This is a genomic window from Capnocytophaga sp. oral taxon 326 str. F0382, from assembly GCF_000318295.1.
GTDB classification, from domain to species: domain Bacteria; phylum Bacteroidota; class Bacteroidia; order Flavobacteriales; family Flavobacteriaceae; genus Capnocytophaga; species Capnocytophaga periodontitidis.
Window position 1 is genome coordinate 1 of record NZ_KB291395.1, and the last position, 20604, is coordinate 20604.

The following is a 20604-nucleotide window of genomic DNA, read 5'->3' on the forward strand; positions in this document are numbered from 1 at the left end:
TACACTTGTTGTGGGAGAGTATGTCGCCGCCTTCTTATAAAGAGCAATTCTGATATAGAGTTGCTCTTTTTTATTTTATACCTACCTATCCCTACCCTCGCACACCCCCTCCGATTCCCTCCGAGATGCTCTGAGTTCCCACCTTCCTCAAAAAGACTCCAATTATAAGGCCTCTATTTTGTCCATTATATCTAAAAAAATGGAAATCAAAAGGTAATTTAAAAATTGCACTTGATAGTAGAATTTTAAGAGCTATTTTTTTATAAAAAAACTTGCACAATTCAAATATTAGTACTACTTTTGCCCCGTCTTATAAGAAAAGATAGGTCTCATAGCTCAGTCGGTTAGAGCATCTGACTCATAATCAGAGGGTCGTTGGTTCGAGCCCAACTGGGACCACTAAAAAAGCCTTGAAAGTCAGTCTCTTCCAAGGCTTTTTTCTATTAATAATAGTTTATCATAATTGATTTTACAAATTTTGTGTCGTATCAGCCTTTCTCCGATACTTTCTGAGTCTTTCAAAATTCATTTTTGTGCAAATTCGTGAAATTTATGGGAAACTTAAACTATTATTAACTTAGTTTTTCCCTGTTTTATGGCTTTTCCCATTAGATTCTTTAGCAAACAATTGCTCTAATACTAATACACCTACTACCGAACCAAAAGTAATAGGTAAATTGTCAGAAATAGTCTCTTCTCTAAAATAAGTTTCCTTTGAGTAGGAAAAAATGTATTCAACAAAAAATACATTACTATCGCAACTGCAACAAGAATGGTTAATGGACAAGTTTTCATAGTCTGAAAATTTAATAAAATGTTAATACCTTTTGAATTTATGTTTTAATCAATGTTATATTCCTTTATATAAACGTGTTATCTCCTAAACAATAGTAAATAACACATTTTTTATATTTCGTTGTTTTTCTAAATCACCCGGCAAAGATATTAAATAATTAAGAAATCGCAAATAATATTTAACATTTTTTTACTATTAAGATTGAAAAGTAATAAAATAAGCACCTTCTGTCTTTTTAACTTTACCCTAATTCCCTCAATTGGCACTTTTTTTGATATAACTTTTCTTCAGTAAATAAAGCTTTTTTATGAACCTCATTATCGATCAGGGAAATACTGCAGTAAAAGTAGCGCTTTTTAAAGCTCAAAAGCAAGTGTTTTTTAATACTTATACAGCCGAAAATTTTCAGCAAAAATTGATGAAAGAGGTCAATTTAACCGAGGTACAACAAGCGATTATCGCTTCGGTGGTAGCAGAAGCCGAAACGCGTTTTAGCTTTTTAAAAAAATATTTACCTCACGTGATTTTTGCCTCGAGCACTATGCCTTTGCCCTTTGTAAATAAATATGCTACCCCTCAAACCTTAGGTGTCGACCGTTTGGCTTTAATCGCTGGAGCAATACAGCTTTTTCCCAATCGCAATATACTGGTAATCAGCGCAGGAACTTGTATAACTTTTGATATGCTTACCCAAAAAAATGAATATCTTGGTGGTGCTATTGCCCCAGGAATTGCTATGCGACTAAAAGCAATGCATCAATTTACCTCCAAACTACCACTTTTAGAACAACAAGATTTTGATAACGAACAGTTTATAGGTAATACTACCGAGAGTTGTATGCTTTCAGGAGTCTATAATAATGTAGTGCGTGAAATCGAAGGTATCATCGTTCAATACGAAGAAAAATTTGCCAACTTAGCAGTCATTCTCACAGGAGGCAATCAAAAATATTTGCAAGAAAGAATAAAAAAACCGATATTTGCCAACTCATTTGTGTTGCTTGAGGGATTGAATAATATTTTAGAATACCAAAAACAAACGCAACACTCTATAAATGGACAGTTAAAACAATATGATGAATAAACAGTTAATTACACTTATTATCGCCTTATTAACAACTACTTACGCTGCTTTTGCACAAAAAACAACCGAGTCTCCCTATTCCTTTTATGGCATAGGCGAACGCAATTTCGGCGGAATAGCCGAAGAAAGTGCTATGGGCGGTTTGGGTATTTATGCTGATAGTACCCGTGTAAATATACAAAATCCCGCTGCTCTTTCTCAGCTAAAATTTACCGCTTTTTCAGCTGGATTTACAATGCAACGCAAAAATATTGTTACAAATAACACAAAACTCAATACCCAATCTTCTTCCTTCAATTATTTTACACTCGGCTTCCCTATAGTCGAAAAATTAGGAGTATCATTTGGGCTAGTGCCCTACTCTTCCGTAGGCTACAAAATTAAAAACACCAAAGCCAACCGAGTTTATCAGTATGAAGGTAACGGAAATGTCAACCAATTCTTTTTATCTACTGGTTATCAAATCTATGGAGGGCTTAGCTTAGGCGCTTCTTTCCGCTATCATTTTGGAACTATTGATATGACCGACCTATACCAGCAAAACAATATCGAGTTCTACACTCAAGAGTTCAGTAAATCACGCCTCACAGGGGGGGCTTTCAATATCGGTTTGTACTACGAAGAAACTCTAAAACACCGTTTGCGATTATATACCTCATTAGTATACACCCCACAAAGCACACTTTCCTCCGAAAACCAACGCAATATCTCTACCCTCAGCTATGTAGCCTCCTCACGAAGCGGCGCTCAGCTCACAGTACGCGAAACCAGAGCTCTCGATTTAGAAGCTACCGGACTCAAAAATACCAAACTCACCTTGCCCACACAAATAGAAGTAGGCTTTGGATTAGGTGAACACCAAAAATGGTTCGCAGGTTTAGAATATACCTATATTAATAATAGTAAGTTCTCAAATCCTTTCCTTACCACTACCGATGTAAGTTACAAAGATAGCTACAAACTCGCCGCTGGTGGATTCTGGATTCCTAACTATCACTCCTTCTCAAGCTATTGGCACAGAGTTACCTACAGAGTTGGTTTGCGCTATGAGAATACCGGAATTGTACTCAACGGACAAAACATCAATTATTTTGGCACGTCTTTTGGACTAAGTCTTCCTGTAAAAGGATTTTCAAACCTTACCCTCGTCGGTGAATATGGCAAACGTGGTACTACCACAGCCAATTTGATAAAAGAAAATGAGTTTAACCTAAGAATAGGATTCACTTTAAACGACAAGTGGTTCCAACGAACAAAGTATCAATAAAAACAAACAAGAATGAGAAGAAGAATTTTATTAGCTACAATGGTTGCAGGCTTTTTCTTTGCAACTCAAGCCGAAGCTCAGAACTGTAATACTCCTGAGCTCACTCAGAAGCTTTCGATATTTAGCGAGTACGCTAAAGCGAAAAACTACAAAGAAGCGTATCCTATTTGGAAAGAAGTATATACTCAATGTCCTACTCTACACTATGCTACCTTTGCTTATGGAGAACGCATCTTGCAGGATAAAATCAGAACTAGTAATGGTGCTGAAAAAACACAATTTGTAAAAGAATTGTTGCAAATGTACACCGATTACAACAAGTACTTTGCATCACGTTTCAACGCTACCGAAATGCGCATCCGTCAAGCTCTTTTGATGTTCGACGAAAAAGTTGGCTCTGAACAAGAAATCTACGACCTCTTGCACAAAGCTTTCACTGAGGGCAAAAACGATTTCAAAAACGAAAAAGCCTTATACTTGTATTTCTCCGAGTTAGTTGCCTTGCACGAAAAAGGTCAAAAAGAACTACAAGAAGTATTCGATGCCTACGATAACATTTCAGATAAAATTCAAGACGAAAAAAATGAACTTTCTGAAGTGATCAACAAGTACTTAGCTCAAGAAGAAGCTGGAACTATCAGTGAGAAAGACAAAAAATTGCTCGAGGATAACCGTAAACGCGTAGATAACTACGAAACTATTGCCGAAAGTATCGATGCTAAATTAGGTCAGCTTGCCGATTGTAACAACCTCATCCCTCTTTACACTAAGAACTATGAGGCTAACAAAACTAACGAAGAATGGTTGCGCCGTGCTGCTGGTAAAATGTCCGATAAAGATTGTACTAAAGACCCTCTTTTCGTGAAGATAGTAACTTCATTGCACCAAGTAAAACCATCAGCAAACTCTGCTTACTACTTAGGGGTAATGAACGACAAAGCTGGTAACTCTGCTAAAGCTATGCAGTACTACAACGAGGCGGTAAATCTTGAGACCGACAACTTTAAGAAGTCTAAGCTCCTCATCCGTATCGCTTCTAAATACAGCAAAGCTAGCGCTGTTGCCTATGCACAAAAAGCACTTACTTACAACCCTTCAAACTCTGATGCTTACCGTATTATGGCTCACGCCTATGCAAGCTCAGCTAACGAATGCGGTAGCACTTCATTCGAAAAAAGAGCTGTATACTGGTTAGCTGCCAAAACAGCTCGCAAAGGAGGTTTGGAAAGTTTAGCAGCCCGTTACGATGCTTTAGCTCCTTCTAAAGTAGATGTGTTCGAATCTGGATTAGCAGGGAAAACCGTTACCCTCAAATGCTGGATAGGACAATCTGTAGTAGTACCACGTTTGTAATGCTATATGAAAAAAAGTTTTTTTAATATCGTAAAAAGTATTGCCGTACTATTAGGTATGGCAATGCTTTTTTCGTGTAACAACGATATGCGTAACCTGCAACAACTCAGTATCCAAAAAAAATTCCCTCAAGGTGAAGCTTATAACTTCAAACTCGTATATACTGATTCTACTAAAGTAGTTGCCGTTGTTACAAGCCCTCTCAACAAAGATTATACAAACCAACGGATGCCTTATTCCGAATTCCCCGACGGCGTGAAAGTGGAATTCTACGACCAAGCCCGACATAAAAATACCGTCGAAGCGCGCTATGGCATCATCTACCCTTCTTCAGATATCGTAGAACTGCGCAACAATGTAGTACTTACTACCTACGACGGCAAACGCCTAAAAACCGAACAACTCTTTTGGGATCAAAAAGAAGATTGGATTTTTACCGATAAAGAATTTAGTTTTACCGATGAAGCCAAAGGCACCGTCACCAATGGCATAGGTATGGATTTCGATAAGAAATTCTCTACCGTTAAAGCCCATAAAACTACCGGTATTTTGGCTATCGACGACAAAGATGAATAATTATGAACGCACGTATCTTTTTTGAATATGCCTATCTGGCTATCGCTTTCTATTGTGCCTACCAAGTGTATGCCTTATATAATACCCCCGACCGCACTCAGTGGTATATGTACATTGCCTTTACACTCGGCGCATTGGCTATGTTTTGGCTCAGACGCAATACCCGACTTAAAAACCGCAGACGATAATGACTATAGTTAATATTATTGGCTATGCTGCTTCACTCTTTATAGTGCTCAGCTTCCTTATTAAGGATAACCTTTTGTACATACGCCTTACCAACTTGGTGGGGTGTGCTCTTTTTGTAATTTATGGATACTTTATCCATAGTATTCCCGTAATTCTGCCCAACGCCTTTTTAGTAGTCGTACAAGTTGTGTATATTTGGAGAGAATTACATAAGAAAAAATAGGCTTTGCTAAACTTTAGTTGTTAGCTATGATATACTAATTTAGCATTATAACAGATTATTGATTTACAGCATTGTATCACAATCTATTCACAAGATAATTCACCGTTAGGTGAAAATTCGTGAGATAATGTAAAGTAAAGAGTTTTTTAGAGTCCTTATTTCGTGTAAATTCGTGTGATTCGTGGGAGATTTAAAATATTTTGCTGATTATTTAATAATTAATTACATCAAACTCACGTTAATTTAAGGAAAACTCCGTGAAATCTAGCTACACCAGCTGCCAATATTTATTAGACTATATTTTATTTTATGAAAAGAATAACGCTTTTCCTTTTAGGAACCTTTTTCTCCCTTTCAGCTATTGCTCAAAACCGCAAACTCTCAGTAGCTGAATCGGTGTTTTATGCCGTGCAAGACCCCTCTAATCCAATGGGATACCGCTACCTATTTCCCGAAACTCTCGAGAACCTACGATGGCTCAAAGATAGTGATGTATACCTTTATACCAAAAACGGAAAATACCTTATTTTTAACCCAAAAGGGGAGCAGGTAGGAAGTATGAGCGCTGAACAACTAAACGGCGATATCTTGCTGATTGACAAAAATGAAATCGTAACCAAATCCGAAAATACTTTCTACCGCTATAACGGTGAAGGCAAGCAAGCTTTAGCAACGATTACTCTTCCTAAAGGTAGTGAAAATGCCGAATACAACCCTCAAGTTAAAGTAGTAGCTTATACTTTGGATAACAATTTGTACTTCGCCGATGAAAAGAACGATAAAAAAGCTATTACCTCATTTACCGATGCCAATATAGTAGCTGGAAAAGCGATTCACCGCAATGAATTTGGTATCAACAAAGGAATTTTCTTCTCTCCTAAAGGCAACTATGTAGCTTTCTATCAAAAAGATGAAAGCAAAGTTGCCGATTATCCTTTAGTAGATATCACCACTACCCCCGCAACGCTCAAATCTATAAAATATCCAATGGCAGGACAGCCCAGTGAGCAGGCTGCCGTAGGGATTTACGACTTCCAAAACCAAAAAGTACTGTACTTAGATATCGATACCACCGATGAACACTTTCTCACAAACTTAGCTTGGAGTCCCGATGAACGTTATATTTTATTAGCCGAAGTAAATCGCGCTCAAAATCACTTCGCTCTCAACCGCTACGATACGCACACAGGTAAAAAAGTAAATACCATTTTTGAAGAACGTAATGCTAAATGGGTTGAACCCGAAAAACCTGCCGTTTTCTTGCCTAACAAAGCCGATGAGTTCTTGTGGCTGAGCGAACGCAACGGATTTACCAATGTGTATCACTACAATACCAATGGCAAACTCATCAAGCAAATCACTAATTTCCAATGGGTAGTACAAGATATTTTAGGCTTCGATGCGCAAGGTAAATACGTGTTCATCACAGGTACAGGTGCCGACCCACGCGAGCAACACGCCTTCAAAATAGAGCTCAAAAACCCTAAAAAAATAACTGCCCTCACTACCGAAGCAGGCTCTCATAATGTACAGCTAAGCCATAGCGGTAATTATCTGTTAGATAGCTATAGCAGCATTAGCATCCCTAAAAACATAGACCTCATCAGTACCGATAAAGGCAGCAAGCAACGTTTGTTCACCGCTGAAAATCCATTGGAAGGTATAGCTGTAGGAACTACAGAGTTTGTTACTCTAAAAGCTGAAGACGGCACTCCTCTTTATGGCAAGTTGCACAAACCTACTACTTTAGATCCTAACAAAAAATACCCCGTACTCATTTATGTATATGGTGGCCCTCACGCTCAACAAGTGAGAAACGAATGGTTAGCCGATACTTATTTGTGGTTACATTCATTCGTAGAGAACGAACAGTATATTGTTTTCACATTAGACAATCGCGGTAGTAAAAACCGAGGATTTGCTTTCGAAAGTGTTATCCACCGCCAATTAGGGGAAATCGAAATAAAAGACCAACTCAAAGGGGTAGACTACCTCAAGAGTTTGCCTTATGTCGATGGAAATCGCATAGCTGTACACGGTTGGAGCTTTGGAGGATTTATGGCTTCGAGCCTGATCACACGCCACCCCGATGTGTTTACCACTGCTGTAGCTGGAGGGGCTGTAACCGATTGGAAATACTACGAGGTAATGTATGGCGAACGTTATATGGATACCCCAAAAGAAAACCCCGAAGGCTATGAAAACAGCAGAGTAGGCAAATACCTCGACCACCTCAATCGCCCATTGTTGTTCATTCACGGTAGTATAGATGATGTGGTAGTACCTCAACACCTGATGAGTATCACTCGTGACGCTATCAAGAAAAATAAATTTATAGATACTTTTATCTACCCAATGCACGGACACGGAGTGAGAGGCAGTGACCGCATTCACCTCACGCAACAAATTATAGATTACATCAAAACAAACAACTTGTAATTATCATTCTATGAAAAAATATTTAATAGCCTGCCTCGGCAATATAGGGGCTGAATACGCTAATACACGTCATAATATAGGATTCCTTGTAGCCGATACATTGGTGAAAGACCATAATGCTTCTTTCACTACTCAGAAACTCGGTGACCTCGCCGAAATTAAAGTGAAAGGGCGTACCTTTATATTGTTGAAACCCTCCACGTATATGAATCTCAGTGGCAAAGCAGTGCGCTATTGGATGGAAAAAGAGAACATTCCTTTGGAAAACCTTTTGGTCATTTGCGACGATTTGAATATCCCGTTTGGCACTATTCGCATCAAAGGCAAAGGAAGTGACGGCGGGCATAACGGACTTAAAGATATTCAGGCTCAACTCAACACCCAACAATACGCGCGTTTGCGTTTTGGTATTAGCAGTAATTTTGAATCGGGCAAGCAAATAGACTATGTACTCGGTGAGTGGACTCCCGAAGAGCAAAACCTCCTCCCCGAACGCTTAGAAAAATGTGCCGAAGCCGTAATTTCTTACGGCTTAGCAGGGCTTAATATCACAATGAACACCTTTAATAACAAGTAACCCCTGACCCCTAACTATGTACACACATCACCTCATTCTCATTCTGCACCTCATTGCTGCCACTATTTGGGTAGGCGGACACTTAGTATTGGCTATCGGCTATTTGCCAAAAGCTCTTAAACGCAAAGATTTTAGCTATATAGGCAATTTCGAGAAGACTTACGAGCCTATCGGTATGCCTTCTCTTGCCATATTAGTTATCACAGGTATTTTGATGGCTTACGACTACAATGCAGGTTTCAGTTCTTGGTTTTCATTCGCTACTCCTATTGAGCGTGTGGTATCACTGAAACTTATTTGTTTGCTAACCTCTATTTGTTTTGCTATTTCGGCACAAACAAGGGTATTGCCCAAACTGCGCAAAGGTCAGCTCAACAAATTACCCGAAATGGCGGTGCATATCATCTGTGTAACCCTCATTGGGGTACTAATGGTAATACTCGGCAGCTTAGTAAGAATAGGGGGATGGCAGTAAAGCACATCCCCTTTTTATTTTATAATACTCATAATTTTCTTCTTATTCCCCTACCACACTTTCTCTCTTCTTTTTTAAACCTGTACTTGCTTATTTGTATTTAAATATGTAATATTGCCTCTGCTAATTATGTATAAAAATATTTTAAACAACTGAAAAACAAGCTATAACAACTACCTAAATTTTTCCTTTACTTTAAGATAATTTTATAACGTATAGATTTTGATAAATAAACGAAAAGAAATGATAACAACCTTTTAACTATAACACCCTACCTTTGCCCCAACGAAAATAAACATTTTCCATATAACTAAAATGCCAAAATTATGGATAGATTACATTCATACAAAACCAAACTACTGATGCTCGTATGGCTCTTGGGGCTTTGCGTGGGGATGCAGTCGCTATCCGCACAAACTGTCAGAGGAAAAGTAGTTGATGAAGACAATATGCCTCTAATGGGGGCTACTATCTTGGAAGTAGGTACTAAAAACGGCGTAAGCTCCGATTTTGATGGCAACTTCCAGCTGACCCTAAAAAACGGTGGTGCTACCTTAGATATATCTTATATAGGATATAAAAGCACTAAAGTACAAGTGCAAAACCGCAACAACATCACCGTAAAACTCTTGCCCGAAACCACCGAACTAAAAGAAGTGGTGGTGGTAGGGTATGGTACCCAAAAGAAGGAAACTGTAACAGGTGCTATTTCTTCTGTTAAAGGAAATAAACTCGTAGAAAATGCAGTTGCCAACGTCTCCAATGCGCTGGTAGGGCGTATGCCAGGTATTACTTCCACTCAGTCCAGTGGTGAGCCTGGTAGGAACGCTACCACTATTCGTATTCGGGGGGTGAGTACCTTCAATGCAAGTAGCCAAGAACCTTTGGTAGTAGTAGATGGTATCCAAAGCTCTATGAATGCCGTAAATGCGATGGACCCTTACGAAATTGAAAGTATTAACTTACTGAAAGACGCTTCGGCAACAGCTGTCTATGGTGTGAAAGGCGCTAACGGGGTGGTGGTAGTAACTACCAAAAGAGGTCGTTCTGGCGCTCCTAAGGTGAGTCTTACTTATAACTTTGGTATGAGTGAGTTGGCTACTCAGTTAGACCTGCTCAATTCTTATGATTATGCTCGTTTCCGCAACGAAGCTATTCGTAATGACAACGACCCAAGTAACTTCGATAAGCTGTTCAGTGAAAGTGGTTTTCACAACGAGTTGTGGAAGTTCAAGAACAATCGCGACTATACACCTCAAGAGGTGGAAGCGATGAACCTCACTCCTGAACAAAAACAAGCCCTGCTAAATAGCCCAGCGCTATATTATACCAGTCATAACTATTTCAAAGAAGCTTTTGGCGGGGTATCTCCTCAAACGCAATTCAACTTAAACGTATCAGGAGGAAGTGAGAAAACGCGTTACTTTACTTCTTTGGGTTATTTCTATCAAGGAGGTACTTTCAAAGAAACTAACTATCACAACGCCGATGTAAACTCTAAATACCAGCGTTACAACTTCCGCTCTAACTTCGATTTTGAACTTACCGACCGCACCAACCTCACGCTCGACCTTGCTGCTGTATCTTCAAAGGTAGGAGGTATTTTAGGTAGTGAGCAAGACGGCGATGTAAACAGCGAAACAGCACGCAAAAAGTCGATGTTAGTGCATATCTTGGCTAATACGCCTTTTGCAGGTCCTGGTATTGTAGATGGACGTTTAATCGATGGATATGTAGATGGGGTAAATCCTTTAGTAGGCAAAGGAGGTACAGGTTATTCGGTGTTGTCCAGCTTGCTCTGGCGACCTTACCTTACTACCTATCAAACCGACTTGAACCTAAACTTAAAGCTGAAACACAAACTCGATTATATCACTCAGGGTCTTTCTATTTCAGGTACTTTTTCTTACAACGATTTGTATAGAAAAGGTGTGAAAAGAGAACGCTCTATCCCTTCGTATAGCGTAACTCGCAACCCTAAAAACCCTGCTGAACTACTCTTCTTTGGCGGCAGACTCAAACACACTACCCTTACCGACCGCTTTAAATCAAGCAAGTGGCGTCGCCTCTATTTTGAAGTAGCTACCAACTACGACCGCTCTTTCGGAAAACACAATATCACTGCCTTACTTTTGGCTAACGGACAAAAAACGTATGACCCTGGTTTTGAGTTCAACGTGCCTGCTGGTATTATGGGGCTCGCCGGTAGGGTTACTTACGATTACGACCGCCGTTACCTTATTGAAGGTAATATGGGGTATAATGGTACCGAAAACTTCGCCCCTGGCAAACGCTTCGGGTTCTTTCCTGCCTTCTCATTGGGTTGGGTAGTTACTAATGAAAAGTTCTTCCCTAAAAACAATATTGTTACTTACTTAAAGCTAAGAGGTTCTTATGGCGAAGTAGGAAATGACCAAGTAGGTGGTCGCCGTTTTCTATACTTGCCTAGTACTTGGGGCTATGGCTATGAAGGTTACCGCAACGATGGCTATGGTGCAGGAGGTTACTATTTCGGCAGTAGTGATGGTACTACCAAAGACCCTTTCTATACCGGTGCTTGGGAAACGCGTGTAGGGAACCCCAATGTTACTTGGGAACGCGCCAAAAAAAGCAATGCAGGTATCGACCTGAATATGTTTAAAGATAGGCTTACCATCAATGCCGATGTATTCCAAGAAAAACGCGACAACATCTTGTGGAACAGAGGTACAGTGCCTGGTATTGTAGGTTCTGACCTTCCTGCGAGCAATATAGGTAAGGTAACCAATAAAGGTTACGAAATACAAGTGCACTGGGGCGACAAGATAGGCGATTTCACTTATGGTATCGGGGGGAATGTATCCTATGCTAAAAATAAAATTGACTACCGCGATGAGCCTAACAACCCTTACCCTTGGATGAATGAAACAGGCTATTCTATCGGGCAGTATAGAGGTTATCTCACCAATGGTTTCTACAACACTTGGCAAGAAGTAATGCAACGCCCTTATTCGCGTTTTGATGGCAATAAAGTACAACCTGGTGACCTCCGTTATGTAGATGTGAATGGCGATGGCGTTATCGACGAGAAAGACCGCGTGCCTATTGGTTATGCGAACTTCCCTCGCTATACTTTTGGGGCAAACCTCAATGTAGGCTACAAAGGATTTGAAATATCAGTGTTGTTCACTGGTACGGCTCAAGGTTCTATGCCTTTGGATTTCTATACGCGCAACCCTTTCTATATGGGTACAGGGGCTGCTTTCCAACATCAGTACGACGGGCGTTGGACTCCTGAGAAAGCTCAAAATGGCATTACCCCTACTTTCCCACGTGCTTCTATGCGCACTGGCGACAATATCAACGGATTGTTTAGCGACTTCTGGTTGCTCTCTACCGACCATATCAAGCTGAAAAACATAGAAGTAAGCTATCTCTTGCAAAAGAAAATGTGGTTGGAAAAAACGGGTATCTCATCGGTGAAACTATCGGTGAGTGGTAACAACCTCTATACGTGGTCTAAAATGCACGATGGTTACGACCCCGAACAACAAGATTCTAACGGCGCTGCCTCTGGATATCTCTACCCTATGACCCGCACTTATAGCGTAGGGCTCAACGTTCAATTCTAAAAAATACAACCAATGAAAAAGCTCATTTATACCACCTTAATTCTCGTCTTTTTCTCACAAGTATTTTCTTGTAAGTTAGAAGACCACTTTCTCGAAAAGAGTTTAGGAAGCGATGTGAATGTCGATTCTATCTTTTCGAGCAAACAGAAATCTCTCTCGGCTATTGCCCAAGCCTACGCGATGAGCCTGCAATCGGGTATTACCTTGCGTTACGACAATGGGCGCATTAGCGGACTGAAAGCGGGAACGCTCTCTCACCTATCGGGAGAAGTGAACGATGTGAAATTCAGTTGGGAAGACACCTATAAAATTCAACGTTCTGGAATGGTAGCCAGCGACTCCGATGGCAAAGCATTGAGTTCCGATGGTTTCGTGTTCAACTACCAGTCTATCCGTCAGTGCTATTTGGTGATTGAGAATATCGATAAAGTCCCCGATCTTACTGAGGTACAAAAGAAAGGTATCAAAGCCGAAATGTATACCCTCATCGCCTACCGATATGAGGAGATGTTTAAACGTTATGGCGGGGTGCCTATTATAGAGGGGACTCTTTCAGTAGATTCCGACCTGAATATTCCTCGCGCTACTTTGCGCGCTACCTTAGACCATATTATTGCCCTTTGCAACAAAGCTATTAGCGACCTGCCCGATAGCTACAACGCTTCGGAAAAAGGACGTGTAACCAAAGGTATCCCAATGTGTATCAAAGCCGAAGCATTGATGTACGCTGCACGTCCGCTGTTCAATAGCAATACGCCTTATATGAGTTTGGGAGGCAATAACAACCTGATTTGTTTTGGTACGCAAGATGCTTCGTTGTGGCAACAAGCCATAGAGGCTAATGAACAAGTGATACGCTGGGCAACTGCCAATGGTTATCAAATCATCAATACGGGCAACCCCTTAGCCGATTACGGTACAGCTGTAGCAACCCCTAACAACCGAGAAGTACTCCTCGCCTTTAAATCACAAAGCTTTATAGAGGCTTACAACCCTCACAGCCAACCAGGAGGAGCAAATTCTATGAGTTACTTGCAACTTACCCAATACTACAAAACTGATGGAACTGACCAAACGTGGACGGGTGAAAATTGGGAAAGCTACGCTACTTATGTGAATAAGTGCAACGAGTTAGAAGCCCGCTTTAAAGCCTCTGCAGCGATTGCAGGACAACAAGCGTGGAACAACCCAAGCTCGCATTATTGGTCAAGTGAGAGTTTGGCAAATGCTTCTACTTGGGAAAAGAGGGCAGGCAGTGAAGGCGCAGGACGCCGTGTGAAATTCTTCTATATGGCTGATACCCGCGATTGGTTTGAATTCCCTTTGTACCGTTTGGCTGAGTTCTATTTAAATCTCGCCGAAGCCTATAACGAAGCAGGCAATCCTGCTCAGGCTTTGCAAAACCTAAACGTTATCCGCTCGCGTGCAGGGCTACCCAATGTTACTGAAACAGGACAAGATGCTTTGCGCAAAATTGTACAAAGAGAGTGGGCGGTAGAGTTCTACGAAGAGAATCACCGTTATTTCGATGTAAAACACTGGAAACTCACCGATATTGCTAATGGTATCATTGGAGGGGAAAAGAAAGGAGTAGTTTTTGAGTACGCTCCAGGAAAATCGGAAGGGTGGAATGCGTGGGATTACGCTTCTTATGCTGTGAAGCCTGTCTATACAGGGTATTGGGACAACAGTCAGTATTTAGAGCCTTTCCCTCAATCGGAAGTGAACAAAGGCTATTTGATACAGAATCCAGGGTACTAATAACCAATTAATAAAACAACTGAAATGAAATATAAACATAACATATTATTTTGTAGCCTTGTGGGCTGTATGCTTTGGGCAGGTGCTGTGCAGGCACAAAGCCCTCTGAACGTACCCGAAGAATTGTCTACGCTTTCTACCTCATCTGTAAAAGGAGAACAACTCTTAAAAATGCCCACAACTAACTTTACCAACAGTTTGTTTGGGGTGCTACCTGGGCTCACTGTATTGCAAGGCGGAGGAATGGACAATGCCAGCCTAAATATCCGCGGGTTGGGTTCTTACAACTACCCTTCGGTTACCTATTTTATCGATGGTTACCAAAGTGATTTTATACTGCTATCACCTTCCGAAATCGAGTCGATTACGGTTTTGAAAGATGCGGCTGCTTTAGCGCCATTTGGTATGAAAGGAGCGCACGGCATCGTGTGGATTACCACCAAACGCGGTGCAGAAGGCAAACCCGTGGTAGGGGTAGATTTCCAAACGGGCGTACAAATGCCTACGGTACTGAGCAAACCGCTATCGGCTACCGAGTATGCCCAGCTATACAACGAGGCTTACAGCAACGATGCAGGTGCTTGGACGAGCTTTTACAATATCCCTAACGATGTGAAATACAACACCGATTGGTACGACAAAGTGCTCAAAAAGTCGGCTTTGTTTGATAGACAAGATGTGAGCATACGCGGAGGCTCGGCTACTACCAAGTATTTTGTGCTATTAGGGCACGCTGGCAACAGTGGTTTGTACGCCTCTAAGAACGACGATTCGCATTCCAGCGGAAGATTCGACCAATATCTCGTAAAGGCAAATTTAGACTTCAGTATGCTCAAAATATTTGAAGGAAATGTAAATATCAACGGGCGTATAGAAGACCGTAAATCGCCTAATTACAACGAGTATAAGCTCTGGCAAAACTTGGCGAGCTACCCTAATATCATTTATCCGGCGCAAAACCCCAATGGGTCGTTCCCTGGTACAGCTATCCCCCCCGATAACCCTTACGCTTCTATCCGAGCCTTAGGTATCAAAACCCTACACGACCGCACTTTAGGGGCTAATTTCAACCTAAAAGAGAAATTAGACTTCATCACCCCTGGTTTATACATACAACAAGGCGTATCGCTCAGTTCGTGGACACGAGGCACACGCATTGTAAGTAGAGATTACACTCGTATGTTCAATGGGGCAGCACAAACCACTCATCGCGATAGCAACTACAAAGTAGACGACGACTGGGGTACCAACCAATGGAACCGTTTGCAGTTTCTGTTGGGTGCAGGTTATGCCCGTGAATTTGGACAAAACACTTTCCAAACAGCCGTAAACTACCTTCAATATGTTTATAATATAGACGACAATCTCAACGGAAAAGCGGGTTTGAACAACAACTACGCCTATCAGAACATCGGCGGACGTGTGTTCTACGATTGGAACAAACGCGTATCGGCAGAATTTGGTTTTGCCTTCGGTGGATCAGATAACTACAAGAAAGGCAATCGGTTTGGTTTTTATCACGCCCTTTCAGCAGCCTATCAGGTTTTCAATGAGCAACACCCTTCGGCAAATGCCAATATCAATCGGTTGAAATTGCGCGCTTCGGTAGGTACTACGGGTAATGATGTGTACAACGAAGGACGCTACTTATACGAACGCTATTACGGTTCTTACGGAGGAGGCGGTTTTGCCACAGGAAACGACGACCCTTCTTGGCATAGTGCTATCGGACTAAAATACGTGCCTAATGAACATATTTTTGCCGAAAAAGCCTATAAGTACAACATAGGGGTAGAAGCTAAATTCTTTAACAAATGGGACGTGATGATAGAGGCTTTCCTCAACAAACACGAAGGTATTATCTCCCCTGATTACAGCATTTCAAGTGTCTTTGGGGCTACCCCTCCCTATAAAAATATAGGAAAGGTTACTAACCGAGGTTTTGAAGTGAGTACGCTCTACAGCAACGCAGCAGGAAAACTCACTTATAGTATAGGCGCTAATGCTTCGTTTGCTAAAAACAAAATAGACTATATGGCTGAGTACGATGCTAGTAGCGAGAGTTCAGCTCAAACAGGTAGACCTATCGGCACGCGCTTTGGCTATGAAGCTGCCGGATTTTACGACATAAACGATTTTGACAGCAATGGCAACCTGCTACCTTCACTCCCTAAACCTTCCTTTGGAAACGTTGCCCCTGGTGATGTGAAATACCGCGACCTAAATGGTGACAACCGTATAGACCCTGCCGATAAAACCGAAATAGGCAAAAGCTACCTCCCTACACTCACTTATGCTGGTACAATCAACCTCAGCTATGAAGGATTTGACCTTGGAGTGCTCGTGCAAGGAGTACAAGGCAGAGAGGTGAATTTATTAGACGATGCACGCCAAAAAACGGTTGCTTTCGAGAACAACGGCAATGTGTATGCTATCGCCAAAAACCGCTGGGCTTACTATCCTGCACAAGGCATCGATACCCGTAGCAGCGCCCAGTACCCACGTTTGTCGTTATTGAGCAACAACAATAACACCCAGCCTTCCACCTTGTGGATAAAGAAAGCTAATTACCTAAGAGTACGCTACATAGAGGTAGGTTACAGCGTTCCTAAACGAATGCTCGACGAGATAGGCGTTAGCAAATTGCGCATTTACGTAAATGCTGCCAATCCGTTTACTTTCTCATCACTGCTTACCGATTACGACTTAGACCCCGAAGTACTATCGGGTTACCCTGCCCTCAAATCGGTTACTATGGGTGTGTCTTTAAAGTTTTAAACAAATGAACTACCGAAAATATATCGCTATGTTAAAGAGTAATAAACCGAGCAGAACAATCTTTGCTGTGAGCTGCATTGCGCTGATGAGTACACTCATCGGGTGTAATGTGTTAGACACTAAAGAAGATATTTACGATACCGACGAGCAGATAAAAACCAATTACCAAGTACTTTACGACTTTGGTTATGCTGCCTATACGCGTTTGCAAAACCGCTTTGATGCCATCGATGGCAATCTGTTTGCGGCAGTGAGCGACGAGGCTGAATATACGCTTTCGCCTTCAAACACTCAAGTTTTTAACGAAGGAAGCTGGAATAGCACCAACAACCCCGATAATACCTATGCTTACAACTACGAAGGCATACAAGCGGCTACTTATTTCTTGGAAAAATTCCCTAACTATGCTTCTTTCTTAAAGCAGAACCGCAACCTTATCACTCAAAACGACATCAATAACTACAATCGCGATGTGAAGAGCATAAGGGCTTTGCGCTTTGAAAACCGCGTGTTGCGAGCTTATTTCTATTTTGAACTACTGAAACGCTATGGAGGTATACCTCTTGTAAAAACAAGTCTTTCCGCCGATAGTAACACGCATTTGCCTCGCAACACAGTGGACGAGGTAGTGAACTATATCGTGAGTGAAATCGATGCTTCCAAAGATAGCTTGATTACCAATTGGGGAAGAGATTTTGATATTGGCTTGGACGGGCGTATTACCAAAGGAGCTGCCTTAGCCCTCAAATCCAGAGTGTTGCTTTATGCGGCAAGTCCGTTGTACAACCCCACTAATGATGTGAACAAGTGGAAAGCAGCTGCCGAGGCTGCCAATGAGCTTCTCAGCTTAAATCTCTACAGCCTCGACAATAGTTACCGCGATTTGTTCCTCGGCGATAGAACTGCTAAAAGCACTGAGACCTTCTGGCAATTCGCCAAAGTGCCACCAATGATTTGGAAAGGAAAAACTACCCTATTGGCACGGCAGGAGGCAACAGCGGCATCACTCCTTCACATAATTTGGTGAGTGCTTATGAATACAAAGGTGCCCCCGACCCTAATGATATATACGCCAATCGCGACCCTCGACTCGGCTATACAATAGTAACCAACAACAGTCAGTGGAACGGACGCACGATAGAAATATACGCAGGTGGTGCTGACAACTACAACGCCAAAAACGCTTCACGCACGGGCTACTACCTCAAAAAGTTTTTGAACGACAATCTTGATTTAGTGCAAGATGAAAAAAGACTTCGCTCTTGGATAGTGTTCCGTTTGGCTGAAATTTACCTCAACTATGCCGAAGCGATGAACGAAGCCTACGGACCCGATGCTAACAACGGTTATGCACTCACTGCCAAAGAGGCTATCAATTTGGTGAGAGGCAGAACGGGCGTGGAAATGCCTGCGATTACTACGGCATCAAAAGAGGAGTTCAGAGAGAAAGTAAAACTCGAACGCCGTGTAGAGCTCGCCTTTGAAGAACACCGCTATTGGGATTTGCGCCGTTGGAAAGATGCTACTACCGTGCTCAATGAGCCACTTACCGGAGTGCAAGCTACCAAAAACGGCAATCATTTTAGCTATCAAGTAAAAGAAGTAGAAAAGCGCACTTTTACCGAAAAGATGTATTACTACCCTATTCCTCATAGCGAAATCAATAAGTCCAACGGAATTGTTAAACAAAACCCAGGTTGGTAGTGACAAATGACAAATTACGAAATACGTCAATTTGAAAAAAATAACTGAATAACAAACCTCATCGCTTTTGCGGATTCCCTCCCCCTCCCCCAAGGGGAGGGGGAGAAGGAGGGGGTGAGGATAAACTCTTATATATGAAAACAAAAAACATTACATTATTGCTACTCCTATTCGTAGCCTTCATCGCTTGTAAAAAAGACGATGTGTTTGAAGACCCCGGCATTACTACACTTTATATGCCGCAAGCCTCCTTAAACAACGGAGGTAATGAATACAATGTGCCTTTCGGCGGAAACTCCGAAAACTACACTTTCGACGAGAGTACTAAGAAATTGAAAATAGTGCTCGGCGTGAAAAATTCAGGTCTCTCTACCGATGGCTTTGCTGTAAAAGTAAAAGTGGATGCACAAGCTACTAATGCTTATGTAGAAAAGTACAAAAACGACGAGAAAAAACCGGCTGTAGTACTACCCGAAGGCTCTTACACTCTGCCTGAAAGCGCTACCATCCCTTCTGGTAAAAATGAAGAGTCTTTCTACTTAGAAGTGGATGTGCAAAAGCTCCTTACCGAACATGCCGATTACTACAAAAATCGCATCGCTTTGGCAGTAAGCATTTATGGCAATGAGAGAATCCTCCAAAATAAAGCAACTACTATCGTAGTGATTGATGGGGCAAAATTCTTGCCTACACCTCCTGAACCTCCTAAACCTACCTTGGAAACTATGCTCAAAAAAGATACTTGGAAAGTGCTAAAACAAGGTATCGACGGCAAAATTACAGCTGATGCTAAGATTAATATCGTTGAGGGTAATATACATTACTCTTCTGGTAAAGTGGGCGGTAAGTTCAACCACGTGATTTACCAACCGGTAAAAGTGGAAAAAGGACAAACTTACACTTACGATATGCACGTGGAAATCAAAGGGCAAGCGTGGGGTTGGATACAAGTGTACGTAAGTGAACACGAACCCGAAGAAGGCAAAGACTTCGGCGATGGCAAGGTATTAGAGCTCCAAAACAACATCACCTCTCCTATGAGTGGTTCATTTGCGGAACTTTCATCTATCCAAGACCAAAAAACCTATACCGCTGGTAAAACCGGCACACTCTACTTTGTAATAAAGATAGGTAGCTGGGATAACAACTTTGAGGATTTAGCCCTCTCTGATATTGTATTCAAGAAAGATAACAGTCCTAAACCTCCTAAACCTGCTGTAGAAACCCGCATCAAGAAAGATGCTTGGAAAATACTGTTGCAAGGCATCAATGGAGGTCTTTCAGAAAAAGCCGATATCACCTTTACTGATGGTAATATTCATTACACCTCAGGTACCGAAGGCAAGAAGTTCAACCACGTGATCTATCAACCTATTGAAGTAAGCGGAGGTGAAACTTATACTTACGATATGACACTCACCGCCAAAGGCAAAGCGTGGGGCTGGATACAAGTGTATATAAGTCAGTGGGAACCAGAAGAAGGCAAAGACTTCAACGACGGTAAGGTGTTTGACCTATCGGGAGAAATCAAAACGCCTAAAAGCGGACTGATGTCGGAATTAGCCTCAGGTGAAAAGACTTATACAGCTACAAAAAGTGGTAAGTTATTCTTTGTGATAAAAATAGGTAGCTGGGATAACAATTACGAAGACTTAACTTTTTCAGATATCTTTATCAAAAAAGCACCTTAATAATCTTATATTCTTGAATTATTTGGATTATTTCGATTATGTTATGTAGGCGCTGTCCGAAAAGTCTAAAAATCGCTTTT

At 41.4% G+C, this 20604-nt stretch carries 15 protein-coding genes and 1 tRNA gene; all 16 read left to right on the forward strand.

All coding sequences use genetic code 11. The features are described 5' to 3' along the window. Nucleotides 1–325 precede the first annotated feature (325 nt). Nucleotides 326–399 (forward strand) — tRNA-Ile (locus tag HMPREF9073_RS05380). Nucleotides 400–1103: 704 nt separating this feature from the next. Beyond that, nucleotides 1104–1880: a type III pantothenate kinase gene (locus tag HMPREF9073_RS05385; RefSeq protein ID WP_009412988.1), complete on the forward strand. Its 777-nt coding sequence runs from the start codon at nucleotides 1104–1106 to the stop codon at nucleotides 1878–1880. Next, nucleotides 1873–3147 (forward strand): membrane protein, encoded by a 1275-nt coding sequence (locus tag HMPREF9073_RS05390; protein WP_034555456.1) that lies wholly within the window; start codon nucleotides 1873–1875, stop codon nucleotides 3145–3147. The genes HMPREF9073_RS05385 and HMPREF9073_RS05390 overlap by 8 nt, the downstream gene beginning before the upstream one ends. Before the next feature lie 12 nt (nucleotides 3148–3159). Beyond that, complete coding sequence (locus HMPREF9073_RS05395; RefSeq protein WP_034555458.1) at nucleotides 3160–4500, forward strand: tetratricopeptide repeat protein; 1341 nt, start codon at nucleotides 3160–3162, stop codon at nucleotides 4498–4500. Nucleotides 4501–4506: 6 nt separating this feature from the next. Further along, nucleotides 4507–5076, forward strand: a complete 570-nt coding sequence (lptC, locus tag HMPREF9073_RS05400) for an LPS export ABC transporter periplasmic protein LptC (RefSeq protein ID WP_009412991.1) — start codon at nucleotides 4507–4509, stop codon at nucleotides 5074–5076. A 2-nt stretch (nucleotides 5077–5078) separates the two neighbouring features. Further along, nucleotides 5079–5264: a hypothetical protein gene (locus HMPREF9073_RS05405; protein ID WP_009412992.1), complete on the forward strand. Its 186-nt coding sequence runs from the start codon at nucleotides 5079–5081 to the stop codon at nucleotides 5262–5264. Between the two features lie 5 nt (nucleotides 5265–5269). Continuing rightward, nucleotides 5270–5488 (forward strand): uroporphyrinogen decarboxylase, encoded by a 219-nt coding sequence (locus HMPREF9073_RS05410; RefSeq protein WP_083866078.1) that lies wholly within the window; start codon nucleotides 5270–5272, stop codon nucleotides 5486–5488. A 309-nt stretch (nucleotides 5489–5797) separates the two neighbouring features. Continuing rightward, entirely contained in the window at nucleotides 5798–7927 is a 2130-nt protein-coding gene (locus HMPREF9073_RS05415; protein WP_009412994.1) for a DPP IV N-terminal domain-containing protein, read from the forward strand. A gap of 10 nt (nucleotides 7928–7937) precedes the next feature. Then, nucleotides 7938–8504: an aminoacyl-tRNA hydrolase gene (pth, locus tag HMPREF9073_RS05420; RefSeq protein ID WP_009412995.1), complete on the forward strand. Its 567-nt coding sequence runs from the start codon at nucleotides 7938–7940 to the stop codon at nucleotides 8502–8504. 16 nt (nucleotides 8505–8520) lie between these two features. Further along, the gene (locus HMPREF9073_RS05425; protein ID WP_009412996.1) at nucleotides 8521–8979 is read left to right on the forward strand and encodes a CopD family protein; all 459 of its coding nucleotides are present in this window, start codon (nucleotides 8521–8523) and stop codon (nucleotides 8977–8979) included. A 326-nt stretch (nucleotides 8980–9305) separates the two neighbouring features. After that, the gene (locus tag HMPREF9073_RS05430; protein ID WP_009412997.1) at nucleotides 9306–12590 is read left to right on the forward strand and encodes a TonB-dependent receptor; all 3285 of its coding nucleotides are present in this window, start codon (nucleotides 9306–9308) and stop codon (nucleotides 12588–12590) included. 12 nt (nucleotides 12591–12602) lie between these two features. Next, entirely contained in the window at nucleotides 12603–14351 is a 1749-nt protein-coding gene (locus HMPREF9073_RS05435; RefSeq protein WP_009412998.1) for a RagB/SusD family nutrient uptake outer membrane protein, read from the forward strand. Between the two features lie 24 nt (nucleotides 14352–14375). After that, a complete protein-coding gene (locus HMPREF9073_RS05440) occupies nucleotides 14376–17129 on the forward strand; it encodes a SusC/RagA family TonB-linked outer membrane protein (protein ID WP_034555460.1) in 2754 nt (917 codons plus the stop codon). A 4-nt stretch (nucleotides 17130–17133) separates the two neighbouring features. Continuing rightward, nucleotides 17134–18156 carry a RagB/SusD family nutrient uptake outer membrane protein gene (locus HMPREF9073_RS16230; RefSeq protein ID WP_009413000.1) on the forward strand — a complete coding sequence of 341 codons (1023 nt, stop codon included), beginning with the start codon at nucleotides 17134–17136 and terminating at the stop codon, nucleotides 18154–18156. Next, nucleotides 18084–18833, forward strand: a complete 750-nt coding sequence (locus tag HMPREF9073_RS16235; RefSeq protein ID WP_232212889.1) for a RagB/SusD family nutrient uptake outer membrane protein — start codon at nucleotides 18084–18086, stop codon at nucleotides 18831–18833. Before HMPREF9073_RS16230 ends, HMPREF9073_RS16235 begins: the two co-directional genes overlap by 73 nt. Before the next feature lie 134 nt (nucleotides 18834–18967). Further along, nucleotides 18968–20524, forward strand: a complete 1557-nt coding sequence (locus tag HMPREF9073_RS05450; RefSeq protein ID WP_009413002.1) for a DUF1735 domain-containing protein — start codon at nucleotides 18968–18970, stop codon at nucleotides 20522–20524. Nucleotides 20525–20604 lie beyond the last annotated feature (80 nt).